General features: G+C 64.7%; 22 protein-coding genes and 1 pseudogene. 8 read left to right on the top strand and 15 right to left on the bottom strand.

Features of this window, described 5'->3' with window-relative positions:
- Positions 1-29 precede the first annotated feature (29 nt).
- The 6 genes from ACOJB8_RS32090 to ACOJB8_RS32065 all read right to left on the bottom strand — a co-directional run bounded on the left by ACOJB8_RS32090 (position 30) and on the right by ACOJB8_RS32065 (position 8,022).
- A complete protein-coding gene (locus ACOJB8_RS32090; protein ID WP_475016157.1) occupies positions 30-1,445 on the bottom strand; it encodes a sugar efflux transporter in 1,416 nt (471 codons plus the stop codon).
- Between the two features lie 583 nt (positions 1,446-2,028).
- Positions 2,029-3,726 carry an acid phosphatase gene (locus tag ACOJB8_RS32085; protein WP_475016155.1) on the bottom strand — a complete coding sequence of 566 codons (1,698 nt, stop codon included), beginning with the start codon at positions 3,724-3,726 and terminating at the stop codon, positions 2,029-2,031.
- A gap of 117 nt (positions 3,727-3,843) precedes the next feature.
- Complete coding sequence (locus tag ACOJB8_RS32080) at positions 3,844-4,725, bottom strand: proteasome-type protease (RefSeq protein ID WP_342946342.1); 882 nt, start codon at positions 4,723-4,725, stop codon at positions 3,844-3,846.
- A 43-nt stretch (positions 4,726-4,768) separates the two neighbouring features.
- Positions 4,769-5,569: a transglutaminase family protein gene (locus tag ACOJB8_RS32075; RefSeq protein ID WP_069267350.1), complete on the bottom strand. Its 801-nt coding sequence runs from the start codon at positions 5,567-5,569 to the stop codon at positions 4,769-4,771.
- A gap of 52 nt (positions 5,570-5,621) precedes the next feature.
- Positions 5,622-6,575: an alpha-E domain-containing protein gene (locus tag ACOJB8_RS32070; RefSeq protein WP_069267349.1), complete on the bottom strand. Its 954-nt coding sequence runs from the start codon at positions 6,573-6,575 to the stop codon at positions 5,622-5,624.
- Between the two features lie 40 nt (positions 6,576-6,615).
- On the bottom strand, positions 6,616-8,022 hold the full coding sequence (locus ACOJB8_RS32065; protein WP_069267481.1) for a circularly permuted type 2 ATP-grasp protein: 1,407 nt from the start codon (positions 8,020-8,022) through the stop codon (positions 6,616-6,618).
- A 291-nt stretch (positions 8,023-8,313) separates the two neighbouring features.
- Between ACOJB8_RS32065 and ACOJB8_RS32060 the strand changes: the two genes are divergently transcribed.
- The gene (locus tag ACOJB8_RS32060; protein WP_368618460.1) at positions 8,314-9,048 is read left to right on the top strand and encodes a DUF2459 domain-containing protein; all 735 of its coding nucleotides are present in this window, start codon (positions 8,314-8,316) and stop codon (positions 9,046-9,048) included.
- A gap of 269 nt (positions 9,049-9,317) precedes the next feature.
- On the opposite strand, the gene ACOJB8_RS32055 is transcribed toward ACOJB8_RS32060, so the two are convergent.
- The 3 genes from ACOJB8_RS32055 to ACOJB8_RS32045 all read right to left on the bottom strand — a co-directional run bounded on the left by ACOJB8_RS32055 (position 9,318) and on the right by ACOJB8_RS32045 (position 13,161).
- Positions 9,318-10,784 (bottom strand): glycosyltransferase family 2 protein, encoded by a 1,467-nt coding sequence (locus tag ACOJB8_RS32055; RefSeq protein ID WP_475016153.1) that lies wholly within the window; start codon positions 10,782-10,784, stop codon positions 9,318-9,320.
- A 20-nt stretch (positions 10,785-10,804) separates the two neighbouring features.
- Positions 10,805-11,422, bottom strand: coding sequence for a cytochrome b (locus tag ACOJB8_RS32050; RefSeq protein WP_368606794.1), 618 nt, complete (start codon positions 11,420-11,422; stop codon positions 10,805-10,807).
- Positions 11,423-11,697: 275 nt separating this feature from the next.
- A complete protein-coding gene (locus tag ACOJB8_RS32045) occupies positions 11,698-13,161 on the bottom strand; it encodes a catalase (RefSeq protein WP_475016151.1) in 1,464 nt (487 codons plus the stop codon).
- A 446-nt stretch (positions 13,162-13,607) separates the two neighbouring features.
- Between ACOJB8_RS32045 and phaP the strand changes: the two genes are divergently transcribed.
- Positions 13,608-14,171 (top strand): TIGR01841 family phasin, encoded by a 564-nt coding sequence (phaP, locus tag ACOJB8_RS32040; RefSeq protein WP_069267345.1) that lies wholly within the window; start codon positions 13,608-13,610, stop codon positions 14,169-14,171.
- A gap of 134 nt (positions 14,172-14,305) precedes the next feature.
- On the opposite strand, the gene ACOJB8_RS32035 is transcribed toward phaP, so the two are convergent.
- From ACOJB8_RS32035 to ACOJB8_RS32015, 5 genes and pseudogenes are all read right to left on the bottom strand, one after another.
- Entirely contained in the window at positions 14,306-15,364 is a 1,059-nt protein-coding gene (locus ACOJB8_RS32035) for an alpha/beta fold hydrolase (protein ID WP_475016149.1), read from the bottom strand.
- A gap of 25 nt (positions 15,365-15,389) precedes the next feature.
- On the bottom strand, positions 15,390-16,079 hold the full coding sequence (locus ACOJB8_RS32030) for a FadR/GntR family transcriptional regulator (RefSeq protein ID WP_368684737.1): 690 nt from the start codon (positions 16,077-16,079) through the stop codon (positions 15,390-15,392).
- Positions 16,080-16,257: 178 nt separating this feature from the next.
- Positions 16,258-16,368, bottom strand: a pseudogene (locus ACOJB8_RS32025) (aldose epimerase family protein); the annotation flags it as partial.
- Positions 16,369-16,417: 49 nt separating this feature from the next.
- Positions 16,418-17,380, bottom strand: a complete 963-nt coding sequence (locus ACOJB8_RS32020; RefSeq protein WP_475016147.1) for an SMP-30/gluconolactonase/LRE family protein — start codon at positions 17,378-17,380, stop codon at positions 16,418-16,420.
- Positions 17,377-18,111, bottom strand: a complete 735-nt coding sequence (locus tag ACOJB8_RS32015) for a ribonuclease activity regulator RraA (protein WP_069267342.1) — start codon at positions 18,109-18,111, stop codon at positions 17,377-17,379. The genes ACOJB8_RS32020 and ACOJB8_RS32015 overlap by 4 nt, the downstream gene beginning before the upstream one ends.
- A gap of 422 nt (positions 18,112-18,533) precedes the next feature.
- Here ACOJB8_RS32015 and ACOJB8_RS32010 point away from each other — a divergent pair, with 422 nt between their 5' ends.
- Both ACOJB8_RS32010 and ACOJB8_RS32005 read left to right on the top strand, forming a co-directional pair.
- The gene (locus ACOJB8_RS32010) at positions 18,534-19,841 is read left to right on the top strand and encodes an MFS transporter (RefSeq protein ID WP_370684318.1); all 1,308 of its coding nucleotides are present in this window, start codon (positions 18,534-18,536) and stop codon (positions 19,839-19,841) included.
- Positions 19,842-19,910: 69 nt separating this feature from the next.
- Positions 19,911-20,735 carry an NAD-dependent epimerase/dehydratase family protein gene (locus ACOJB8_RS32005; RefSeq protein ID WP_069267341.1) on the top strand — a complete coding sequence of 275 codons (825 nt, stop codon included), beginning with the start codon at positions 19,911-19,913 and terminating at the stop codon, positions 20,733-20,735.
- Here ACOJB8_RS32005 and ACOJB8_RS32000 read toward each other — a convergent pair.
- Entirely contained in the window at positions 20,701-22,320 is a 1,620-nt protein-coding gene (locus ACOJB8_RS32000) for a methyl-accepting chemotaxis protein (RefSeq protein WP_475016145.1), read from the bottom strand. The two genes, ACOJB8_RS32005 and ACOJB8_RS32000, sit on opposite strands and share 35 nt — an antisense overlap.
- Before the next feature lie 406 nt (positions 22,321-22,726).
- On the opposite strand from ACOJB8_RS32000, the gene ACOJB8_RS31995 reads away from it, so the two are divergent.
- The 4 genes from ACOJB8_RS31995 to ACOJB8_RS31980 are packed head-to-tail and all read left to right on the top strand — an operon-like array spanning position 22,727 to position 25,622.
- Positions 22,727-23,533, top strand: a complete 807-nt coding sequence (locus ACOJB8_RS31995) for a transporter substrate-binding domain-containing protein (protein ID WP_342946643.1) — start codon at positions 22,727-22,729, stop codon at positions 23,531-23,533.
- Positions 23,534-23,591: 58 nt separating this feature from the next.
- Positions 23,592-24,269, top strand: a complete 678-nt coding sequence (locus tag ACOJB8_RS31990; RefSeq protein WP_342946350.1) for an amino acid ABC transporter permease — start codon at positions 23,592-23,594, stop codon at positions 24,267-24,269.
- Positions 24,266-24,916, top strand: a complete 651-nt coding sequence (locus ACOJB8_RS31985; protein ID WP_069267338.1) for an amino acid ABC transporter permease — start codon at positions 24,266-24,268, stop codon at positions 24,914-24,916. Before ACOJB8_RS31990 ends, ACOJB8_RS31985 begins: the two co-directional genes overlap by 4 nt.
- Positions 24,903-25,622: an amino acid ABC transporter ATP-binding protein gene (locus ACOJB8_RS31980; RefSeq protein WP_368618454.1), complete on the top strand. Its 720-nt coding sequence runs from the start codon at positions 24,903-24,905 to the stop codon at positions 25,620-25,622. Before ACOJB8_RS31985 ends, ACOJB8_RS31980 begins: the two co-directional genes overlap by 14 nt.
- The last annotated feature ends 376 nt before the right edge of the window (positions 25,623-25,998 follow it).

Here is a 25,998-nt window from a genome sequence, read left to right as displayed (position 1 = left end):
CAGGCACTGACTGGGCCGCACGGCATGAATCAATCCCGCTTGCCTGAACGCTCACGCAGATAACGCCGCACGGCACGCGCCATCTTCGGATACTGCTCGCCGGGTACGGCGAACAGCACCAGCGCGCACAGCGCGAGCGCGCCGCAAACAAGAAACGTGCCGCGATAGCCGAACGCCTGCACGAGCATGCCGGAAAGCACGCCCGACAGTATCGAGCCGAGCCGCGACGCGTTGAAGAACAGCGCCGTTGCGCGCCCCGGCGACGACGGCATCAGATCCTGCACGAACGTCATGCCGAGACACGACGTAACGGCCACCACGAAGGCGTTGAGGATCTGCATCGGGATCAGCGCGTGCACGCCCGGCGCCAGCGACATCGCGACGAAGTAGACGGCATGCACCACGGCGCAGGCGGCCAGCCACCATGACTTGTCCAGCACCGAGGCGCGCGCGCCGAGCGCGAGCATCATCGGTATCTCCATGAGCGCGCCGAGGCCGAGCATGATCGACACGTCGATGCGCGTGCCCTGCATGCCATGGACGATGTAGAGCGGCAGCACGATCATCGTCGCATTGGCGGCCAGGCCGATGAGTGTGAGCGCAACGATCGCGCGCATGATGTCTTTCTGCGAACCCTCGGCGGCGGGCACCGGCGCGCGCGCCGCTCTGACCTTCGCTTGTGCCGTTGCCTTAGCCGCCGGAAGCGTTGCGGGGTCGCGTGGCGCACCCGGCTGCACTTCGGCCTGCGTGAGCGGTTGGCCCTCGTACTGCGCCTCGCTCTGAGCATCGATCTCCTGCGCGACTTCGCCGGCGGTGGGACGCGCCATCAGATGCTGCGTGGCGTGTTCGTCATGGCGCGGCTCGCGCATGCGCCAGACGATCGTGCCGCAAGCGGCGAAGCTCGCCGCCGCGAACAGGAAGAGCCCGTAGAAGTTCGTGGCCGCCAGCACGAGCGCGCCGACCGCGGGCCCGAACACCCACGCGGCGGAGAGGATCGTGCGCAACGTCGCGCTCGCGAAGGTCCGCTCGGCGTCGTCGCTCGCGGGCAGCGCCGCACGGCTGAACGAGAACACGAGCGAGAGCGCGCAACCGCCCGCGCCGATGAACGCAATGCCCACAAGCAGCAGAAGCCGGTAATCGCGCACGACGCACAGGCAGAGATAGCCGAGCGTGGCCGCACACAGCGAGACGAGCAGCAGGGTTCGGTGCTTGCCGGTGGCGTCGCTCCAGCGGCCCGCCGCGGTGCTCGCGATCACGCCGCTCGTGGCAATGGCGGTCATGAACACACCGAGCCGGAACGGCGTCATGCCGGCGCGCTCGACGCCGAAGAGCGAGAGATAAGGCGCGGTGAAGGACATCGCCACGCCGAGCATCAGGGTGGCGCCGGCGAGTGGCAGAAAACCAGGAATACGCAGAAGACCGGCAAAGCGCGAGTTTTTGAGCACGGCGCGGCGGGTAGTGGCGAGAAGAGAGTTGCCCGTGCACGCGCGGTCACGCGACGGCCATATCGACGGCGATTATCGGGCCGAACTCCCACACTGTGCAAGGTTGAGCCCGCAGCGATCAACATCTGGGTGCGCTGTCCACAACTTTGGGGGACGGCCTTGTGCGTAACCCTGGGACGACTGCACCAAGTGCTTGATGCGATTCGGATTGTGCGCAGCGTTGCCGTTTGTTGCAGCGGCGGCGTTTTGGGGGAAACGCGCGGAGGGTTTTCCACAGATTTTGTTGAGAGCCCTGTTAGCAAGTTCTGGACATCCGCATCAAGTCCTTGAATGGAAACGGGAAGCTCGCAAACGACATGAAAAATGCATGTTTTTTGCGCAGCAAAGTTGTCCACAGTTTTTGGTGACAAACCTGTTGATAACCGCCTGGCGAGCGCGCCAACTCATTGATCGGATAGAGAGTTCGTCGCTTGTGTCGTGGATGCATCAAATTGCGTTCCGGATGGGCAACCCGGGGCGGCGGCGCAAACGTTTCGCGACGGCCGCCGCCCGTTCTCCCTCGATGCATCCGTGCGTGCAGCACTCAGGCCAGATCGAGTGCCGCCGTGAGATCGCCGGGCGGAGTCTGCTCCCGCGAGAGGAACGTCTGATCGCGCGCGGCCACGCCGTCGAGCGGCGCGAGGCCATGCACGCGGCTGATGAAGCGCAGGATCGAGACCGTGTCGTAGAACGTGTGATCGACGTAGCCCTTCTTCGCGAACGGCGCGATCACGAGCGCCGGGATGCGCGAGCCCGGACCCCAGCGGTCGCCCACGGGCGGCGCGACCGGGTCCCACCAGCCGCCGTTCTCGTCGTGCGTCACGACGACCATCGTGTTCGCCCATTGCGGGCCGCGCTGGATGTGCTCGATCACGGTCGTGATGTGGCGGTCGCCCGACTCGACGTCCGCATAGCCGGCGTGCATGTTCAGGTTGCCCTGCGGCTTGTAGAACGTCACGGCAGGCAAGCGCCCTGCGTCGATATCCGCGAGCAGACGGTTGGTCGACGGATCGTCGCCGAGGCCCGCATCGCGCAGGTGGCGCGCGCGTGCGGACGTGCCCGGCGCGAAGTTGGCAAAGTAGTTGAACGGCTGGTGGTGATACTGGAAGTCGGGCACCGCGCCCGTGTCCTGATGGTCCAGCGCAAACTGCCAGGCGCCGCTGTACCAGGCCCAGTCGACGCCCTTCGCCGATAGCCGGTCGCCGATCGTCGCGTACGTCTGCGGGCGCAGCACGCGCGGATTGGCCGGATCGGCGAGCGCCGGGTTGCCGTCTTCCGACGGGCGCACGTTGCTCGGCTGATACGGCGGCGCCATCGTGTTGACGGCGTAGCCGTCGGGCGTGAAGAGGCCGTCGTTCACGAACTTCGGCGGCCCGTCGAGCGCCGAGGCCGGCGAGTTCGGCGCGACCTTCAGGCGCGTACCGGTGGGATCGTCGCCCTCCACGACGGAGGCGAGATGCCTGGCGGCGCTCGTCTGGATATCGGCGTATTGCGGCACCTGCGCGGAGATCAGGAAGATGTGGTTGAGCCACGAACCGCCGAACGCGGCCATGAAGAAGTTGTCGCAGAGCGTGTACTGCTGCGCGATATTCCAGAGCCGCAGCGTCTGCGCGGAGTTCTCGTAGAAGCCCATGACGAGGCCGCCCGAGTCGCCCCACGCGGCGAACTGGTCGTTGCGCCCCGCATTGATCTGCATCTGGTTCTGATAGAAGCGATGGATCAGGTCGCGCGTGATGATGCCGTTCGGCAACGGATTGCCGTGCGTATCCACAATCCGGAACGGACGGTTGGACAGACCCGTGATCTGATGCTCCGCGATCATGTAGCGCTTGCCATCCAGCTCCTGCGCCTGGGGCACGAGGCCGCCCCAGATCTTCGGCAACTGCGGCAACGGCGTCTTGCCGTCGCGATCGAGCTGCGCGTAGCGCTCGGCGCTCACATTCGCGAGCGGCGTCTGCACGCCGGGATAGTTGCCGTACAAATTGACGAAGCTGCGATTCTCGGCGTAGATCACGACGATCTGGCGCACCTGGTCGCGCAACGCGGCATCGACGCGCGCGTCGGCAGCGCTGCGCGGCGCGCCCGCCGCACTCTGCGCCGGCGTCTCGCAGCCGCCCAGCGCGAGGCCCACGCCAACCGCCGCCAGCCCGCCGAGCACACGGCGGCGCGCGGGATCGTCCGGACCGGCGGGAATGGAAGGTTCTTCGGGACGCCCGTTCCTGGGTTCGTCGTTCTGCTTCATCAGCCTGCCTCCATTGTCGAGGGGACGCGCATTGCGCGCGGCGTACCGCGAATATTACGCAGCAGGATACCGGTTCCGCAGTTGGCCAGGCAAAAACGAAGCGCTCGAGCCGCCCTTTTAACCGTCGCGCGGCATACGCGGCGCGCTTGCGGCGCCTTGCGGCTGGGCTTGCGCGAGCGTTTGCGCGGGACGCGGTTCGCTCGCGTGCCCCTCATGCGCGGCGCGCGGGGCGCTGGGCAACGTCGCGCGTTCGTGGCGCGGCACATCGCCTTCGTCGGTCCAGAGCGGATCGGGAATCTCACCGAAGACCTGACGCAGCCGCTCGCCCCACGTCGAATGGATCATCTGGAAATACGCATTCGACTGATCGAGCGACGCGTATCGCGTGACACGCAGCGCGTCGCGCTCGTACACGAGCAGGTCGAGCGGCAGGCCAACCGAGAGATTCGAGCGCAGCGTCGAGTCCATGGAGATGAGCGCGCACTTCGCGGCCTCGTCGAGCGGCGTGCCCGGCGTCAGCACGCGGTCGATGATCGGCTTGCCGTACTTCGATTCGCCGATCTGGAAATACGGATTGACGCTCGACGTCTCGATGAAATTGCCGGCCGCGTAGATCTGGAACAGCCGCATGGCATGGCCGCCGATCTGGCCGCCGAGAATGAAACTGCAGTTGAAGTCGACGTTGAAGGTCTTGAGCGCTTCCGCGTCGCGCCGGTGCACCTCGCGTACGGCTTCGCCCACCACGCGCGCAGCCTCGACCATGGAAGGCGCGTTCCAGAGCGTGGCGCGCCCCGCGTCCTGCGGCTCGGTCAGCACCTGCAGCGTCGCCTGCGTGATAGCCAGATTGCCCGCGACGAGCAGCACGAGCACACGCTCGCCGGGCTCTTCGAACACGGCCATCTTGCGCGACGTGCTGACGTGATCGACACCCGCATTCGTGCGCGTGTCCGCGAGAAACACGATCCCCTCATCCACTGCCATTGCCACACAGTACGTCATGCGCCTCCCTGACCTCGCCGCTCTTTTTGTTATAGCGGCAAAACTATTGCTGCGACTGTTGCGCGCTCACGTGCACGCTGACATCGAGCGTTTCACCGGCGCCGCCCACGCGGCGGCCGCGAACCGGCGCGGCTGCGTCATAGTCGCGCCCCACCGCGATCCGGCAATATTTTTCGCTTGCGAAACATGCGTGCGTGACGTCCACCGTCACCCAGCCGTTGTCGAGCCACACGTCGACCCATGCATGGCTCGCCATTTCGGGTACGTCGCCGGGGTCGATATATCCGCTCACGTAACGCGCCGGTACGCCGCGCGCGCGGCACACCGCCAGCATCACATGCGCATGGTCCTGACACACGCCACGGCCGAGCGCCAGCGCGTCCGCCGCGGTGTGTGTCACATCCGTGACGCCGGATTCGTAGCGCACGCGCTCCGTGATGCGCGACGCCGCGTCGAGTACGGCCGCGGTGTCGTCCAGCGACGGCAGGCTGAACGCGAATTCCGTGAGTGCCTCGTCGGCTTCGGTGAGGCGTGTCGGCGAAGTGAAATGGTGCATCGGCACCATGCCCTCGCCTTCGGGCAGCCGGCCATCGGGCAATGCCACGGTCTCGACTTCGCCGCGCACGCGCAGACGAATTTCCTTGTGCGGACGCGTGAGCACCAGCGTCATCAGCGCGTTGCCGTAGGCGTCGCGGCACGCGTCGAGCTTGCCCGGCGCTTCGACCTGCCATTGCTTGACAATCTGCGTGGGCGTGGTGAGCGGCGACAGCCGCAACTGCTGGATCGAATAATGCACGGGCGCTTCGTAGCGGTACACCGTGTCGTGCCGGACCGCGAGTTGCATGACGTCAATCCTCCATCGAGGCGATTGGGAGTTCGATGAGCGCGGGATCGCGCTAACCGACCGGCAACATCAGATAGGTGCGCGCCACCTGATTGCCCAGCTCGTACACGCGCGCGAGAAACTGCGTAAGAAACGTATGCACGCCAAGGGAGAAGATCTGCCGCAGGTCCGCATAAAGCAGCTCGGCGCGCAGCTTGCCCGCAGTACGCTCCACTTCGCGAGAGCCATCGGTGCGCAGCATCGCGAGATTCGTGCAGACGCCATCCAGCGACGCCAGCAGCGAGCGCGGCATTTGCTGGTTGAGGATGAGCAGCTCCACCACGCGCGCGGGCGTCACCACGTCGCGGTAAACCTTGCGATAGATTTCGAGCGCGGAAACCGAGCCGAGAATCGAGGTCCAGTAGTAGAAGTCCTCGAGCTGACGCGCGGCCGAGCGCGAGTCAGCGTTTTCCACGTCGACGAAACGCACGTCGAGAATGCGGGCCGTGTTGTCCGCGCGCTCGAGGAATGTGCCGAGCTGCGTGAAGAAGAGCGCGTCGTCCTGCAGCGCCGTGCCAAGGCGCACGCCGCGCGACAGATGCGAGCGGAACTTCACCCACTCGAACAGCGCATCGGGACGCGCTTCCAGCTCACCGCCGCGCAACAGCTCGACGAATTGCAACCACGTGTCGTTGATTGTTTCCCACCATTCCGTGGTGAGCGTGCCGCGCACCGCACGCGCGTTCTCGCGCGTCGCCTGCAGGCACGAGTAGATGCTCGACGGGTTCGTTGGGTCCGCGACGAGAAATTTGAGCACGTTGCTGCTGGTCGTTTCCTCGTGTCGCGCATCGAAGGCGGGCTCCAGTTCCGAGATCCGCAGCATCGCGCGATGCGTGCGCGCCTCGGCGTCCGCGCTGCCGGGCAGCAGGAGCGCCTTCAGATTGATGTCCAGCATGCGCGCGGTATTCTCCGCGCGCTCCATGTAGCGGGCCATCCAGAACAGATGATCGGCGGTGCGGCTCAGCATGGTCGAACCTCTTGGTGTGCGTGTGGTAGGGCCAGTGGAATCATTCGAGCACCCATGTGTCCTTGGTCCCGCCGCCCTGCGACGAGTTGACGACGAGCGAGCCCTCCTTGAGCGCCACGCGCGTGAGACCGCCGGCCGCCATCTGGATCGTCTTGCCGGAGAGCACGAAGGGCCGCAAATCGATATGGCGCGGCGCGATGCCCGCTTCGACGAAGGTCGGGCAAGCGGAGAGCGACAGCGTGGGCTGCGCGATGTAATTGCCTGGCCGCGCGAGCAGCCGGGTGCGAAACGCCTCGATTTCCTCGCGCGTGGCAGCGGGACCGACCAGCATGCCGTAGCCGCCGGCGCCGTGCACCTCTTTCACGACGAGATCCGGCAGATGTTCGAGCGTCCAGGCGAGATCGTCGGGCCGGCGGCATTGCCACGTCGGCACGTTCTTCAGGATCGGCTTTTCGCCGAGATAGAACTCGATCATGTCGGGCACATACGGATAGATCGACTTGTCGTCTGCCACGCCCGTGCCCATCGCATTGGCGAGTACGACGCGGCCCGCGCGGTAGGCCGTGAGCAGCCCCGGCACGCCGAGCGCGGAGTCGGGGCGAAACGCCAGGGGATCGAGAAAATCGTCGTCCACACGCCGGTAGATCACGTCTACGCGACGCGGCCCTTGCGTCGTGCGCATGAATACGTAGTTATCCTCTACGAATAGATCCTTGCCCTCCACCAGCTCGACGCCCATTTGCTGCGCGAGAAACGTATGCTCGAAATACGCGGAGTTGTACATGCCGGGCGTGAGCAGCACGACGGTCGGATCGTCCACGCCTTCGGGGGCCACCGAGCGCAGCGTATCGAGCAGCAGATCGGGATAATGCGCGACCGGCGCCACCTTGTGCTGAACGAACAACTCAGGAAAGAGCCGCATCATCATCTTGCGGTTCTCGAGCATGTACGAGACGCCGGAGGGCACGCGCAAATTGTCTTCGAGCACGTAGAACGCGCCGTCGCGCCCATCGCGCACGATGTCGATGCCCGCGATATGCGCATACACGCCCAGCGGCAGGTCGATGCCCTGCATCTCCGGCCGGTACTGCGCATTGGTGTAGACCTGCTCGGCCGGAATCACGCCGGCGCGCACGATGTTGCGCTCGTGATAGACGTCGTGCAGGAACAGATTTAGCGCCTGCACGCGCTGGCGCAGTCCGCGCTCGAGCAGAACCCATTCGTCTGCGGGAATGATGCGTGGAATGAGGTCGAAGGGAATGAGCCGTTCGGTGCCGGAGAGGTCGCCGTTCACCGCGAACGTGATGCCGACCCGCCTGAACAACAGGTCCGCCTCGGCGCGCTTGCGCGCCATCGTCTCGCCAGTCTGCCTCTCCAGCCACTGCTGGAAGCGTTCGTAGTGCGGGCGCACCGCGCCCTCGTCGCGCATTTCGTCATGGACTTGCATCGGTTCGTTCTCGCGCGTGAGTGCAACTCGGTCAGCGGGCGCCGCCGCGTTTCGTCTCATGAATGAGGCGAGACGATGCGTTGCGCGCTGCGGTACAGGAAAAAGCAAGGCGTATGCCATCGGCCCTGGAGCGCGTTTCGTGCGCTCGATTGGTGCAACGCGGGGCGGTTCGGCGGCGTCGAAACGGGGCATGCCAATGCGGCGCCGATTTTGCGCTTCAAGGTGGTGCAATGCGCTCGCGCGGCACGCTATATGCAGACGCGGCACGCAACTGGAGGGCCTTGAGTTCCAATGACCGAAGCGACCTGCGTGAACGAGCGTCGTACGAAAATTGCTGCGTGGCAAGCGCTTTGCGCAATCGTGCCCGCGCTCGCACTCGGCGCATGTACGAACATGGCCGGTCCCTTGCCTGCCGCGCTCGAACCGGCGGCCCGCGACGGCCCAACGCGCACGTCTGTTGCCGTCGTGCAGCGCGACTGGCACACCGATATCTGCCTGCGGGTGCGCGACGCCGATGCCTGGGTTGACACACTCGCGCGCGGCTTCGACGACGCAACCGTCCTGTGCTTCGGCTTTGGAGAGAGACAGTTCGTGGTGGAACGCCGCCACGATCCGCTGACGATGATCGGCGCACTCATACCGAGCCAGGCTACCGTTCTGATGACAGTACTGCGCGCGGCCCCGGAGGCGGCCTTCGGCCCGCAGAACGTCGTGGAGGTGCCGGTGGGCGACGCCGGACTTGCCAGCGTTCAGCGCTATCTGCGCACTTCGCTGGAAACCGACGCGGATGGCGCGCCGCGCCGCCTCGCCGACGGACCCTATACGGGCAGCGTCTATTTCGCGGCGTCAGGGACTTACGATGCCTTGCATACCTGCAACACGTGGACCGCGCGAGCGTTGCGCTCGGCGGGTCTCGACGATGTACCGGACGTGCTGTTCGCGGGCAGCCTGATGCGCGAAGTGCGGCACGCGCTGGAGGCGAAAGCGCCGGACGGCGCAATGCACAACGCTGCCGCAGGTCAGTGAATCGATCAGCAAGGCGCAACACAAGCCGCACCCGGCGGGGGTGGCGGCGCCTCGGTGGCCGGCTGCTGCGGCACGATGACGGTACGCGGCGGTGGCGGGTTGGGATCGCTGCTGCTGAACGACAGGCAGCCTGAGAGTGCGAGCGGCAAGAGTAAAGCGAGGACGCTGATTCGATGCATTTGATTCTCCCTGACCGGTTAAAGGCCGGAACCGCGCGCGTGGCGCGGCCCTTTTAACCTGGGAGCAAGTCGAATGCCACGGAAATCAGATCATTGAGACGTCGCGCTCTCGCGGTTGCGCGCCGCCGCCAGCCCGGTGCGGCTCTGCACGCCCCACTTGCGCCGCCCGAGCAGGAAATGCAGCCATCCGAGCGCCGCGCCGCCGTGGCGCATCAACTGGAACGAAAACGGCTCGAAGATGGCGGCAAGAAACGCCATGCCGAAACTCGAGTGCGTGCGGTCGCCGCTCCAGCGCCGGTAAAGATGTACGGAGTACAAATGAAACGCGAGGTCGATCGCGATCTTGCCGACGATTACGCCCAGCACCGGCAGCACGATCGTAAAGCGGCCGTCGAACAAAAAGGCGATCAACAACGCGAACGCCGTCAGTCCATAAATGGGCTGCACGGTGTCGAACGCCTTCACGGGCAGCATCATGAGGCCGAGCTTGCCGTACTTGCGGTTGCCCGTCATGTCGCGATACCAGTACTGCGTTTGCAGGAAGCCCGCGAACCAGCGGCGGCGCTGACGCAGGAAGGTCGTCAGCGTACCGGGCGCATCGGTACGCGCGCGGGCGGTGCCCAGCACACGCACATCCCAGCCCAGACCCTTGCGCGCCGAATAACGGCGCAAGCGGTGAATCAGTTCGTAGTCCTCCACGAGACAATCCGCATCGAAGCCGCCCACGGCCATCACCGCATCGCGGCGAAAGCCCGCAAACGCGCCCGAGATGAGCAGCAGGCTGTCGGCGCGCATCCACGCGAAGCGCGAGATGAAATTGCGGATGTACTCGTAGGTCTGGAACCACTGGAAAAAACGGCCGCTCAACGTATGGTCGCAAACCGGCGTGAGCAGGCCCGCCGCCGCGACGAGGGCCGGCTCGCGGCCAAACGCGCTCGCCATCGCAGCGCATGCGTCGGGTTCGAGCAGCGTATCGGCGTCCACGGTCATGACCGTTTCCGTTGCGATCGCAAGCAAGGCCGCATTGAGCGCGCGCGCCTTGCCGCCGTGCGCGAGCTTCAGCCAGCGCAGATTCGGATACTGCGGCGAAGGCGCGCTCAGCTTGCCGACGCCTGGGTCGGCAAGGCCGTAGCGCTGCGCGAGCAAGGCAGCCGTGCCGTCGGTCGAGCCGTCGTCGGCGATCAGGATTTGCTGCGGCGCGCGGGTTTGCGCGAACAGCGCGTCGAGCGTGATCGGCAGCACGGCCGCTTCGTTGTGCGCGGCGACGATCACGCCGAGCGTCGGCAGCTTCGCCGCGCCTGCGTCCGCGGGTGCTGCCGCAGGCGCAAGCAGCACGCGCGCCTTCCAGGCGACGAACAGCAGCAACACCGTGTCGTAGACGACATAGGCAATGCCCGTGGACCACGCGACCACGCCTTGCAGGAAGAACGCGCGCGCGAACAGCACGAACCAGAGCGCCATGACGCCGAGGTGGATGGCGATGCTCGCGAATGGCGTGGGAGGCGGCACGAGGCGCGGCGACGTGCGGGCGAGCGCCTCTTCAAGCGAGGTTTTCAAGTCGTACCCTTCCCTGTTGCTCACGGCATCATCCGGCGCAGCACCGAATGACGGTCGATCCATTGATGCTTGAGCGCGCCCGCAATATGCAGCGCGAGCACGCCATAAAGCGCATAGCTGCACGCCGTGTGCAGCGCACCGAACTGGCTGTGCAACTGTTCCTTCGTGGCCGGATCGAGATTCATGATGAAGCCCATGCGCGGCCATTGCACGAGGCCGAAGAGATACATCGGATGCGAGGCGGCGGCGACCCAGGCAGAGTCGTGCAGCCAGCCGGAAAGCGGCATCGCGAAGATCAGCACGTAGAGCGCGACGTGCGCGGCGTGGGCCGACGCGCGCTCCCAGCCCGGAAATTCGGCGGGCAGCGCCGGCGGGCGATGCGTAAGACGCCACAGCACGCGCAGGATGGCCAGTCCGAGCACGGTAATGCCGATCGATTTGTGCGTATCGATCACGAAGCGGATGGCGGTGTCCGAAAGCGCGCCGTCGGGCAGCAGCGCGGCAGTCAGGCCGAGGGCGACGTTCGTGAGGATCAGTAGCGCGATCAACCAGTGCAATAGCACGGCAACGCGCGTGTATTTCTGCGCGCCGGCGTCGGCACCGACAAACGGGGATTCGGCGGAAAGGGAAGTTTTCACGTGGACTTGGCCGTTGCGGATCAGTAGGGATAACGCCCGGCGCGGCATTTTTATTCCCGCCGCACGCGGTCCGCCGGCGGGATTGCGCGATGCTGCCACACGGCGACTCGCGCATTATGCCCCGTCGTCCCTGACGCTGCAGAATCCACCAGATGGCGGTTCTGCCAGTTTGGCGGCGGCCGGCCGCCATGCGGCGCCTCGCAAACGGCCGCGCACAAAAGAAAAACCGGAACGGGCCGTGCAACCCGTTCCGGCTCTCTCGTGGCTTCGACGGCTTACTTGCCGCTGCCCGCCTGCTGTTCGATCTGCGAGCCCACTTCGGCGTCGATCTTCTTCCAGTAGTCGAACACGCGCTCGCGCACGGGGCTGCCCACGCCGCTCAGGCTCGCCACCACCTGCTGGATCACCGCCTCGCGCTGCTTGTCGTTGTACACGTTGCGCACGAGAGCGTGCGCCTGGCCGAAATCGTCGTCTTCCGCATGCAGCGAGTAGGCGCTGCGCACCATGTCGCCGTCGGCTTCCCAGCCGTCGTCCGCCGCGCCCGTCGTATCCGCCCACGGACGGCCGAAGCTGTTCGGCACGTAAGTCGGCGCGTTGCCGCTATGTTCGTAGGCCATGTTGCCGTCGAACATATAGGTCTGCACCGGAACCTTCGGACGATTCACCGGCAACTGGTTGAAGTTCGTGCCGATACGCGCGCGCTGCGCGTCGTTATAGGCGAACGCGCGGCCCAGCAGCATCTTGTCCGGCGAGAGGCCGATGCCCGGCACCGTGTTGCCCGGCGAGAACGCGGCCTGCTCGATCTGCGCGAAGAAGTTCTCCGGGTTGCGGTTGAGCGTCATCGTGCCGACCTTGATGAGCGGATAGTCCTTGTGCGACCACGTCTTCGTGAGATCGAACGGATTGAAGCGGTACTTCTTCGCCTCCGCGTACGGCATGACCTGCACGGAGAGCGTCCACGACGGAAACTCGCCGCGCTTGATCGCATCGAACAGATCGCGCCGGTGGAAGTCGGCGTCCTCGCCCGCCATCGCTGCGGCTTCGGCGTTGGTGAAGAACTGCATGCCCTGGTTCGTATGGAAGTGATACTTGACCCAGAACTTCTCGCCCTTCGCGTTCACCCACATATAGGTGTGCGAGCCGTAGCCGTTCATGTGGCGCCACGTTTTCGGCAGGCCGCGCTCGCCCATCAGATAGGCGACCTGGTGCGCGGACTCGGGATTGTTGGTCCAGAAGTCCCACTGCATCTGGCCATTGCGCAGGCCCGAGTCGGGTAAACGCTTCTGGCTGCGGATGAAGTGCGGAAACTTCATCGGGTCGCGCACGAAGAAAACCGGCGTGTTGTTGCCGACGAGGTCGTAGTTGCCCTCGGTCGTGTAGAACTTCAGCGAAAAGCCGCGCACGTCGCGCCAGGTGTCGGGGCTGCCCATTTCACCCGCAACGGTCGAAAAGCGCGCCAGCATTTCCGTGGCCGCGCCCTTCTGGAACAGCGCGGCCTTCGTGTAGCGCGACACATCCTCGGTGGTCTTGAATTCGCCGAACGCGCCGGCGCCCTTCGCGTGCGGCTGGCGCTCGGGCACCTTCTCGCGGTTGAAATGCGCCATCTGCTCGAGGAAATGCACGTCGTGCAGCACGATCGGGCCGTCAGGACCGACCGTGAGCGAGTTACGGTCGCTGACAGCCGGCGCGCCCGTGCTCGTCGTGGAATGACCGAGGGACTTGTCGTTCGATGCACCCATTACCGCTCTCCTGATGGATTCGCGCATGGCGGCTGCGCGCACCGCGCCCGTTCGACTGCGAAAGCAGGTTCGAGCCGCACTCGGGGCCGCCATTGCTAGATTGGGGGACCAACCCGGGCTGCGCGCCGGTGCCAGCCTTCGGCACCCCGCGCTCGCCCGAGGGAACGGCCATTTTGCGCGCAGACGCAAAGCGCTGCGCTCAAGCGGTTCACGCGCAGCGCCGCCCAGCTTAGGGGCCTCCCGCCATGTTGGAAATTTCCACCCAAAATCAGGCGTTTACATAATTGTTGCGACGCACAAAAAAGTTCTTGACACGTTTTATGGATGGGTTACCATGAACTCGATTGCTGCATCGCACAAAACTTTGTCTGCGCGAACCGGTGATCGAACCGAAAGTTTGTTTTCGTAACCGAAACCGACGCGTAGCGTCCCCAAAGGAAAGAGACATGAACCTGCCGACCCCCGAACAATTCGCCGCCAACCAGAAAGCCGGTCTCGAGGCCCTCTTCGGCCTGACGAGCAAGGCATTCGAAGGCGCGATCAAGCTCGCCGAACTCAACATCGAAACGGCCCGCTCGGCGTTCGCCGAAGGTCAGGAACAAGCTCAGCGCGCGCTCTCCGCCAAGGATCCGCAAGGCTTCTTCGCCGTGCAAGCCGGCTTCGCCCAGCCCGCCGCTGAAAAGGCGCTGGCCTATGGCCGCAGCGTCTACGGCATCGTTTCGACTACGCAAGCCGAATTCGCCACCGCCGCGCAGTCGCAGTACGAAACGCAGCAGCGCGCGCTCGAAACGCTCGTGGACAACGCCGTGAAGAACGCCCCTGCCGGCTCGGAAGCCGCTGTCGCCGCGATCAAGTCGGCGCTGAACGCCGCCAACAACGCGTACACGTCGGTGAACAAGGCTGCGAAGCAGGCTGTGGAATTCGCGGAAAGCAACTTCGACGCCGCCGGCAAGGCCGCGACGAAGGCCGTCGCGCAAGCTTCGGCGCGCGCCACCAAGCAGGCTGCCTAAGCGTTACGCTTCACTTTCCGCTGGCGGAGGCAACCGCTGCCGCCAGCCGGACTGAAGACGGGCGTGGATCTCGTGCAATGCGAGTTCCACGCCCGTTTGCCATTGGAGGGTCCGGCGCAACGCAGCGTGAGCCGTCAAGGCGCGCAGCCAGGCGTATCGAACATCGTCGCCAATGCGCAACTCGACGTGAGCATGCGCGCGCCGTCGTGTCCCACGCCGGGGACGATATGAAACGTCTGGTTCAGGCCATCCGGGTGGCGAGTTTGCAGGTAGCGGTAGAAGCCTTGCGCGCGGGCCACGCGCTGCGCGCCCTGCGCCCGTGCAGCACAACGCTTGTCGAGCGAGGCCGAGGCCGGGTCGTCGTCGTTACCGCCCGCCAGGTAGACGATGCGCCGCTTCACGTAGTCCGCTTCGAGCTGTGCGGGCGTGCGCCCGGCGATGGATGCCGGCCGGTTCTCCATCCCGTATTTCCAGTGGTCGAAATCTGCGCAGCGCGAGGCGTCGAATGGCCCCGGCGCGCCGTTCGCGCCGGGGCGCTGCGCGTCGAAATACGCGTACGACGACGGACTCGCCACCACGAAACGCACGTCGATTCCCGCGGCGGCGAGCGCATCCGTATGCGAAGCGATCGCGTAGCGCTGCAGCACCTGGGCGCCGCCCGAATGCCCCGCGAACACGATCGTTTTCAGATTGGGAAACAGACGCCGGTCGGCGAGATGCCGCGCAATGTCGTCGAGCACGGCGTATGAACTCACCGGCACGCCGCTCGCGGCGTCCGCGCCGCCCATCCACGCGTTGCCGCGCCAGCTCAGAAGGTCGCCCGGTGCGTGGTGCGCGCTCACGTCGGCGGTGGCGAGAAACTGTGGGGCGACGAGCAGTGTGGCCGCCGGATCGACGCCCGCCAGCTCGCGCGCATGCTGCGCGGTGCGAAAGTAGGTATCGGCGTTACGCAGCCGTCCGTGCACGATTACCACCGCGCGCTGGACGGCGGGCCGCGGCACGTTCCAGTCCGCGCTCACATAGAGCGGGAATTGTGCGTGGCCTTGCGGGGTATCGACCTTCATGCGCGCGTCGGCGATCACACTGACGGGTCGCACGGCGCGAGCCTGTGCGGGTGCCGGCGCAACGATCAGCGCGCTCGCCGCGATCGTCGCAGTCACAACAGCCAGCCGGCGCAGAACGTTTGAACCCATGAAGGCACACGCCGCGCAGGTGCGCTCAGGAGCCGAACATCCGGTTTACGGCGCGCTCGAGATGCGCGCGCATGGCGGTCGATGCGCGCTCGGGGTCGCGCGCCCGGATCGCTTCGAGCACTTCGAGGTGCTCCTGCTGCACGAGGCGCTGCCGCTCGATCGACTTCACGAGCGAGAGGTTGCGCGACAGGTTCATGCTGAACACCATCTGCTCCTGGATGCCCGAGAGCGCCGTGATGAAGAACTGGTTCTTCGAGGCGCGCGCCACGGCCATATGGAACGCGAAGTCGTCTTTCGCGCCGATGCCCGAAGTCTCGATGATGGTCTGCAGGTTGTCCCACTCGCGCTGGATCGCGGCGATGTCTTCATCTTCGGCCTTTTGCGCGGCGAGCGAGGCCGCCCCGGCTTCGACCACCACGCGGTATTCGTAGCAGCGACGAATGTCCGACAGCGTTTCGAGCGGCGCGAAACGGCGCACGTCCGGGTCGGGACGCCGCATGACCGTCGTGCCCGAGCCGTGGCGCGTGGCGATGATGCCGTCTGCGCGCAGCTGGGCAAGCGCCTCGCGCACCGTGGGGCGCGAGGTCGCGAAGCGCTCCGCGAGCATGTGCTCGGTCGGCAGGCGCTCCCCTTCCTTGTATTCGCCCTCGATGATGCGATTGAGGATGTCGCTGTAAATCCGCGCCGGCATATTCGGCGCTTTCTGCTCAGACATGATCGGACGGTGCACTTTGGGTTGTCAGGAGTGTCGTCAATTGTAAGTCATATGGCACGCCGATAGCGTGCACCTGCCCCCGGCCAGCCCCCATTTTGCGGGTGTTTGCGCGCTTTCCGTCCCGCTTTACCAATTTGCAGCCAATTTACGGGCGCTTACGCTTTTGCGCTGTCCCGCTTTATCGCAGCGCACTCACGCGGATGCGCAGTTGCGCTTTCTGCGTTTCTCCCGGCTCCAGCCAGCGCAGGCCGAGGCCGGTGTGAATCGCATCGGGCAGGCCGAGCCACGGTCCTGAAACGGCGGCATATCGTTAACGCGTTAAGGGCATAGGGCAAAGGTCAGTCGGTCGCGCGCAGCGGACCCGCGAAAGCGGGCTCGGGCAGGCCACGCACACCGGCATCGATGGCGAACACGAGGCCGTCCAGCTCGCCGGTCTGCGGCGGGCAGATCGTCGTGACGTAAAGCATGTCGAGGTTGGCTCCGCCGAACGCGCACATCGACGGCTTGGCCACCGGCACCCCCACGCTGCGCTCGAGCCGCCCTGCGGGCGCGAAGCGCAGCAAGCGGCCCGCGTCGTTCGCGCAGGTCCAGTAGCAGCCGTCGGCGTCCACGGCCGCGCCGTCGGGGCGCCCCGTGTAGTCGTGCAGATCGGTGAACACGCGGCGATTCGTGGGCACGCCATCGTCGATGTCGTAGTCGAAGGCCCAGATCAGGCGGCTCGACGCATGTGAATCGGAGAGATACATCGTGCGGCCGTCCGGCGACCAGGCGAGGCCGTTCTGCGTGCACAACCCCTCGACCACGGGCGCCGACAAGCCGTCTTGCGCCGTGTAGCGATAGAGCTTGCCCGCCGGGTCGGGCGCCGCCGCGTCCTGCACCATCGTGCCGGACCAGAAACGGCCCTGACGATCGCAGCGGCCGTCGTTGAACCGCATGCGCGCGGCCTCGTGCGCCACGCTCGCGAGCGGCCGCACATTTGCCTCGCCTGCCCGCGCGTTCGCGGCCGGTTCGTGCAGCGTCACGGCAAAAAGTCCCGTCTCCAACGCCGCCAGCACACCGCCATCGCGCGCGAACGCGAAGCAGCCGATGCGCTCCGGCAGCGTCCACTCGGTGCGGCGCGCCGTATCGACCGCATAGCGAACGAGCGTTTGAGCGGGAATATCGACCCAGTAAAGCGCGCTTTCCTCAGCACGCCACACGGGGCACTCGCCGACCGACGAGCGCCGCGCATCGTGTGCCTCGAGCGGCCTCACAGGGGGCGTCGACACCGCATCGAGCGTCACGTCGTGCTGCGCGCTCAACGCTGCTCCTTCTTCCAGGCGTCGTACGCAGCGAGTGTTGCCTCGTTCGGCGGATAGGTGCCCGGCAGCGCCGCGCCCGCCTCGATGCGCTCGGTGATGAAGCGCTCGAGCGTTTCCTGCTCCGTGGCGTCGCGCGCGACTTCCTCGGCCAGATGACGCGGAATCACGACCACGCCATCCGCATCGCCGACGATGATGTCGCCCGGAAACACGGCCACGCCGCCGCAGCCGATCGGCACGTTCAGGTCGACCGTGTGGTGCCTGCAGAGATTGAGCGGCGCCGAAGCACCCGCGCAGAACACCGGAATGCCGAGCGCCGCGATGGTCGCGCTGTCGCGCACCGGGCCGTCCGAGACCATGCCCGCCACGCCGCGCACCTTCATGCGCGTGGCGAGGATCGAGCCCATCGAGGCAGCGTCAGTCACGCCGCGGCAGTCCTGCACGAGCACCGCGCCCGCGGGCACGGTCTCGACGCCCTTACGCTGCGGATGCTCGGGGTTCTGGAACGCGCTCAACTGGTCGAGGTCCTCGCGCGCCGGGATATTGCGCATCGTGAAGGCCGGACCGACCAGGTTGGGAGCGCCCGGCGCCGGTGCGGCGAGCGGCTTCACGCCCTGCAGGAAGACGTTGCGCAGGCCGCGTTTGAAAAGTTGCGTGGTGAGCGTGGCGTTGGAAACGTGGCGCAGTTGTTCGAGCGCGGCATCGCTCACGGGCATGGCGGGGGAAGTCATCGTGTCTCGTCCGTTGTCGTGTTTCGTGGTGCGCGTGGCGCGGGCGGTGGCTCGAAAAACTGTCGAGCGGATCGGTCGCATTGTTGTAATACAACACGAAAATTGTCAACCCGCCATTGCGCTGCGGGCCACCCCAGGATGTATGACGACCGGTCTTCGGACCGGCGCGAAATACCCGTGAGATCGGCGTGCGCGGCTCCAGAAATGATGGTCAAAGTCAACAAATGGCCGTGCAGACGTCGCGCCGGTCGTCCGACCCCGACCCTGCATCAGGGAAATCCCCATCACATCAATATTTGCTTTACAACTTTGCCGCAAATAGAATGATGTCTTACATGAAGGGCCCGATGCGAACAGCAGCGCCCTTGATCCCGGCCAGGCACAGCTTGGTGCCAGAGCCCGCCAACAGCAGGAGACGCGCAGTGCAACGCAAGACAATCAAGGGGGTGCGGTGGTGGATCATCGGCCTCGTCATGATCGGCACCATCTTCAACTACCTCGCGCGCAGCTCGCTCGCGGTAGCCGCACCGACGCTGACTGAAACGCTTCACATGACCACGCAGCAGTACTCGTACGTGGTCACGGCCTTCCAGGCCTGCTATGCCCTCGCGCAACCGATCGCGGGTTTCGTGCTCGACTCCGTGGGCATCAAGATCGGCTTCGCGATCTTCGCGTTCGGCTGGGCCGTCGCCAACATGCTGCACGGCCTGGCCGGCAGCTGGCCCGCGCTCGCGGCTTTCCGCGGCATGCTCGGCATGACCGAAGCCGCCATCTTCCCGGCCGGCATGAAGGCCATCAGCGCATGGTTCCCCGCGAAGGAGCGCTCGGTTGCGACCGGCTGGCTCAACACCGGCACCTCGATCGGCGCGATGCTCGCTCCGCCGCTCGTCGTGTGGTGCATTCTCAAGTTCAACTGGCAGTTCGCATTCGTGGTCACCGGCAGCGGCGCGCTGATCTGGGTGGCGCTGTGGCTCGTGTTCTTCAAGATGCCTGCGGAGCACCCGCGGCTCTCGCAGGAAGAGGCCGACTACATCCGCGCAGGCCAGACCGAAGCGCAGAAGTCGACCCGCGGCCGCCGCGCCTCGTTCAAGGAAGTGCTCAAGACGCGCCGCTTCTGGGGCATCGGCATTCCGCGCATGCTCGCGGAACCGGCATGGCAGACCTTCGGCGCGTGGATTCCGCTGTACATGGTCACCGTGCGTCACATGAACCTGAAGGAAATTGCGCTGTTCGCATGGATGCCGTTCCTCGCCGCCGACCTCGGCTGCCTCGTGGGCGGCTACCTCGCGCCGCTCTTCATCCGCTGGTTCGGCTGCTCGCTCATCACTTCGCGCAAGCTCGTCATCACGACCGGCGCGCTGCTGATGGTCGGTCCGGCCTGCGTGGGCCTCGTTGCGAGCCCCTACGCCGCGATCGCCCTCTTCTGTGTCGGCACCTTCGCACACCAGACGATTTCGGGCGCGCTGTTCACGCTGGCTTCGGACGTGTTCGGCCAGCACGAAGTCGCCACGGCCACGGGTCTCTCGGGCATGTTCGGCTACCTCGGCGCGACGGTGTTCTCGCTCATCGTCGGCGCAGTGGCCAGCACGATCGGTTATAACCCGTTGTTCGTGTGCCTGATGCTGTTCGACATCATCGGCGCCTGTGTGGCATGGCGACTGATCTCGAACGAGCAGAAGGACAACGCGGGCAGCCCTGCGCTCCAGCCCTCGCACAAAGTGCAGGCCTGATCGCCCTGTTCACCGGCCGGCGCCCGCGAGGGTGCCGGCTTTCGGCATTTCTACGTGAGGACAATCACAGTGAAGAAAGTTGCATTGACCGGTGCGGGCGGCCAGCTCGGCACCGTGTTGCGCAAGGGCCTGCTCGAACGCGGCGTGAACCTGCGTTCCGCGGCCGGCTCGAAGCCGCTCGAACCGCTCGTCGCGGGCGAAGACGTGATGCACGGCGACCTGCGCGACCCCGCCGTGGTCGACCGCCTGCTCGACGGCGTGGACGTGCTGATCCATATGGCCGGCACGAGCGTCGAGCGTCCCCTGCCCGAGATCATCGAGAACAACCTGCGCGGTCTCGTCGAAGTCTACGAGGGCATGCGCCGCCACGGCACGAAGCGCATGCTGTTCGCGAGCTCGAATCACGCGATCGGCATGTACCCCGTGGAAGAGAAGCTCACGCTCGACTGCGCGTTTCGCCCGGACGGCTTCTACGGTCTTTCCAAGGCGTGGGGCGAATCGCTCGCGCGCCTGTACTGGGACAAGCACGGCATCGAAACCGTGAATGTGCGCATCGGCAGCTGCCTGCCGAGGCCCACCGAGTTCCGTCAATTGAGCACGTGGTTCGGCCACGAGGACCTGTTCCATCTCGTCGATCGTGTGATCAATGTGGATGAAATCGGCTTTGCCGTGGTGTGGGGCGTGTCGAACAACACGCGCAGCTACTGGATTCAGGAAGGCGCGCACGACGACGCGAAGCGCCTTGGCTATGAGCCGAAGCAGAACTCGGAAGATTGGGCGGCTGAAATTCTGGCGCAAAAGAACCCGCTCGACGCGACGGCGCAGCGGTATCAGGGCGGCAGTTTCGCCAGCTTCGATTTCACGCCGGTGGAGCAGCGCGGCAAGCGGTCTTGATTCGCCGCTTTTCCGGTGTTCGCGTTTGGGCGCCCCTTGCGTCGGCAAGCCTGAACACCGCAACCGTACCCGTAAGACTCATTGCCTGCTCTTCGAGCGAATGCGCCGCTGCCGCGGCCTCTTCAACGAGCGCGGCGTTTTGCTGGGTCACGTCGTCCATCTGCATGACGGCCTGATTGACTTGCTCGATGCCGCGGCTCTGCTCTTCAGATGCCGCCGCAATTTCGCCCACGATGTCGGACACCTGCTTGATCGCCTGCTTGACCTCACCCATCGTCGCACCCACGTCGCCCGCCTGCTGTGCCCCGTCCCGAATCATCGCCACAGACGAACCGATCAGTTCCTTGATCTCCTTGGCAGCCGCCGCGGAGCGCTGTGCCAGGCTGCGAACCTCACTGGCGACCACCGCGAATCCCCGACCCTGTTCACCCGCCCGCGCTGCCTCCACTGCGGCATTGAGCGCGAGAATGTTGGTCTGAAACGCGATGCCCTCGATCACGCCGGTGATCTCCGAAATCTTCGTCGAACTGCCGCTGATCCGCTCGATCGTGCCGACCATACCCTGTACGGCTTCGTTGCCTGAATCGGCCATATCGGTGGCTCGGGTTGCAAGCGCATTGGCTTGCCGGGCGTTCTCGGCGTTCTGCTTCACGGTTTCGGTCAACTCAGTCATGCTTGATGCTGTTTCTTCGAGCGACGCCGCCTGCTCTTCGGTGCGGGCCGACAGGTCCGTGTTGCCGGCGGCAATTTCCTGCGCTGCCACGGTGACCGACTCGGCGCCCGACTTGATGCCCCGCACGGTGTCGCTCAACTGCTGGTCCATTTTATTCAACGCTTCGAGCAGTTGGCCAAATTCGTCGCGTGTGCGCACCGTGATGCGGTTTTCGAGTTCGCCGATGGCGATCCGGTTCGCGATGCCCACCGCTTCGCCGAGCGGCTTCGTAACAGCCCGGGAAAGATAGACCATGGCTCCCGTGGCACCTACGAGACCGAGGCCAATCAGCGCAATGGATACCCAGCGAATCGTGCCAAAAGTGCCTTCGCTGTCGTCGACAGACTGCTTTGCCTGGCGCCGATTTTCGGCAACGTCGTCGTCGAGCGATTTGCTGGTCGCATTGGCCACTTCGCCATACTTGTCAACGAGTGTCGATACGGCGTCGTAGTTGCCAGCTTCCAGCGCCGAGACCTCCGCATCAATGCCTGCCTCGAACTGCGGCAACAAATTCTTGATGGTGTCGGCGAGTTCGCGCTCCTTGTCACTGGAGACACGGTTTGGGTAGTAGTCGCTCCAGCCCTTGCTGAGGCGATCCTGAGCCGCGCGAATCCTGCCGATGCTGGCTTTCGTCTGTGCTACATCGTGAAGAGACTGGGCGCGACGAACCTGAAGGCGCATTTCGAGCAGTGCGGCTCGCGTGTCCTCGAGATCAAGAATCGGAAGCAGGTTCCCCTCATAGGAATCGCTTACATTCGAATTCAGCCGCGACAGCCCAAACTGACCAAAGGCACCCACTGCAGCGATGAGTACCAGACATACACTGAATGCAAGAACGATCTTGAATTTGATGCTTTGTGTGAAGCTGTGCATGCTGACTTCCTGATAGTTCGCGCGGCCGGCGCTCGCGTGCTTCGCCGTTGCGACTTGTTTCGTAGCCGGTGGTACCACCATGTTTACGGTGTTTCGCCGCAACGACTGAAACGGAACAGCTGTCAGGTTTTCCTGAATTTGCGGTAGGCAAATCGGGAGTGCCCGCGTGGCGTCGCGCGAAACGCACCTGCGTGCTCGTGATGCATTCCCCGCAGAAGCCAGCACGCACCGATCTGGTGAATATCCCCGACATCGAGCCAAAACCGGCGCAGTCATTTCATCTGCCTGGAGGATCACGGGCGGATCACGGGCTTGGCGCGCCGGCATTGGCGCGGTCCTTGCTTGGAGCATGGCACGCTCGCGCTTGATACCCATGGCGAGCGGCAAATCTCCTCGGAAATCCAGCATGGAATACAAGTCCAATTCATTTCGCCGTCGCTGCTGGCTCGCTGCGCTGCTGGCAGTGCCAGCCTTGGCCCTCGTTACGGTACAGGCCGCCAACGCCGATGCGCTCGACGCCATCGCCAAGCGCGGCACGCTGCGTGTAGCCGTCCCGGAGGACTATCCTCCGTTTGGCGCTATCGGTCCCGACATGCAGCCGCAAGGCTATGACATCGACATGGCGGCACTGCTCGCAAAATCGATGAAGGTCAAGCTTCAACTCGTGCCCGTCAACAGCGCGAACCGGATTCCCTACCTGCAGACCGACAAGGTCGACCTCGTGATCTCCTCGCTCGGCAGAACGCCGGAACGCGAGAAGGTCATCGATTTTTCGCAGGCCTATGCTCCGTACTTCCAGGGCGTTTTCGGGCCAGCCGACATCAAGGTCAACACAGCGGCGGACCTCACTGGCAAAACGGTTGGCGCTACGCGCGGTGCACTCGAAGAAGTCGCGCTCACCAACATGGCGCCCAACGCCACCATCCGACGCTTCGACGACAACAACGCGACCATCCAGGCATTTCTCTCGGGCCAGGTGCAGTTGATCGCGGCGGGCAACATCGTCGCCGCGGCGATCCTCGCAAAACACCCGCCGCGCGAACCGCAGATGAAGTTCGTCATCAAGGACTCGCCGTGTTTCGTGGGCCTCAACAAGAACGAGCCGCAACTGCTCACGAGGGTCAACACAACCATCGAGCAAGCGAAGAAAGACGGTTCACTTCAGGCGATGTCGAAAAAGTGGTTCGGTCAACCGTTGCCCGCCAATCTGTGACGCCCGCGTTGCCACCACGCGCGGCTGGCAATTTCCGCTACGCAACCCTCATTTCCTCATGAGCTATCAGCTACAGTTCGGCGACCTCGCCGCCTATGCCACCATGTTCGCGAGCGGCGCCGTAGTCACGCTTGCGCTCACGGCGAGTTCAACGCTGCTGGGCATCAGCCTCGGCGTTGCGGGGGCCGCCGCATATCAGAGCCCCCGCGCGACGCCGCGCGCAGTCGTTCACGCCTACGTGGAGGCGATTCGCAACACGCCGTTTCTCGTCCAGCTTTTCTTCGTGTTCTTCGGTCTGCCTGCCCTCGGCGTGCACATCGGCGAATACACCGCGGCCGTGCTCGCCATGACGCTGAACCTCGGTGCGTACGCCGTGGAAATCCTGCGCGCAGGCATTGAAGCGGTGCCGCGCGGACATCACGAGGCCGCTGCGGCACTCGCGATGTCGCGCCGCGAAACGTTTGTGCACGTGCTGCTTCCACAAGCATTCGCGAAGGTGTTCCCGGCGCTGGCGAGCCAGATCGTCATCACGATGCTTGGCTCGGCCGTCGTCTCGCAGATCTCGGTCGCGGATCTCACGTATGCGGCTAGCTACGTGCAGTCGCGCAATTTCCGTGCTTTCGAAACGTATTTCCTCATCGCCGGGATCTATCTTGCGATGGCGCTACTCCTGCGCGCCGCGCTCACCGCCGCCGGCCGAAGACTGTTCACGCGCAACATGCGAGGTGCGCGATGATCGAGTTCACATTCGCGCAGATCGTCGCAGGATTGCTCCTGGCCGCGCGATGGACTGTCCTGCTCTCACTCGTTTCGTTCGTTACCGGTGGCATGGTCGGTTTGCTGCTGCTCGTGATGCGCGTATCGAGCTCGCGCGTGCTGCGCGCTCTCGTGCGTGTCTATATCGAAGTGTTCCAGGGCACGCCGTTGCTGCTGCAACTGTTTATCGTGTACTTCGGCCTGCCGCTGCTAGGTGTCGACGTCTCGGCCTGGATGGCGGCCACGCTTGGCCTTACCTTCTTCACCAGTGCCTATCTGGCAGAAATCTGGCGCGGCTGCGTGGAGGCGGTGCCCAAAGGTCAATGGGAAGCATCCGCCAGTCTCGCCATGAACTATTTCGAGCAGTTACGTCACGTGATCCTGCCGCAAGCCGCGCGTATCGCCATCGGTCCCACCGTGGGTTTCGGTGTGCAGGCCATCAAGGATACGGCGCTCGTGTCGATTATCGGCTTTGCCGAACTCACGAAGGCTGGCACCCAAATTTCGAACGCGACGTTTCGCCCGTTTCTCGTCTACGGACTCGTTGCGCTGGTCTATTTCGCCCTTTGCTACCCGCTTACGCGGTATGCGCGGGCCCTGCAAAGGAAATGGCATGCCGCTTGTTAAGACCGAGGGCGTCGAAAAGCAGTTCGGCGCCCATCATGTACTGAAGGGAATCGACCTTACGGTCGAACGCGGCCAGGTCGTCAGCATCATTGGGCGCAGCGGCTCCGGCAAGAGCACATTGCTGCGGGCGCTGAACGGGCTCGAAAGTATCGACGCGGGATCGATCGAAATCGACGGCGAACACGTCGATGCACGGCACGCGGACCTGCGGGCACTGCGGCTGAAGGTCGGCATGGTCTTCCAGCAATACAACCTGTTTCCGCATCTCACGGCCAGCGAAAACGTGATGCTTGCACAGACGGTTGTCAAGAAGGCGCCGCGCAAGGAAGCGCGCGCCAACGCGCATCAAATGCTGGAGCGCGTTGGTCTGGGCGACAAATTCGACGCATATCCCAATCAACTCTCGGGTGGACAGCAGCAGCGCGTCGCCATTGCGCGCGCACTCGCCATGAAGCCGAGCGTACTCCTCTGCGACGAAATCACATCCGCGCTCGACCCCGAACTGGTGGGCGAGGTGTTGGGCGTCGTGGAAAGCCTCGCGCGCGAGAACATGACTCTCATCATGGTTACCCACGAAATGCGCTTCGCGCGCGCGGTCAGTGACAACGTGGTGTTCATGCACGAAGGCCGCGTATGGGAAAGCGGACCGCCCGAGGACATCTTCGGCCGCCCGTCCACGGTAGAGCTACGACGTTTCATCCAGTGATGCCTAGACGCCGCCGTACTTCGCAACATCTTTTCTGTTGCCAACTTCAGGCCTGATCCCGCAATCAGAGCACGCATCGCCACGACTACCTCCTCCGATCTTCGAGCGGTGCCAGCGTCAAAGCGTTCGACCATGCGATGGACGCCGCCCCCTGCAATGCTCCCGCGTCTTCGCAGCCTGTAATGCATTTCCGAGCGCCAGCAGAGATATCTCTGCTGGCGATGACCACGGCGCGCATGACAGGCGATCGACATTCAATGGACTGCGATGCCCTCGAGGACTTCGTCGTGCTCCTGGCGTTCCGCGAGATACGGCGAGCGGTAGCCCGAATTCACGCCCCAGTAATAGAACACGAGCGAGACCAGCGCGACGACCA

It is taken from the genome of Paraburkholderia sp. BR10141 (genome assembly GCF_056155635.1).
This window is presented reverse-complemented; position numbering and strand designations above follow the sequence as displayed.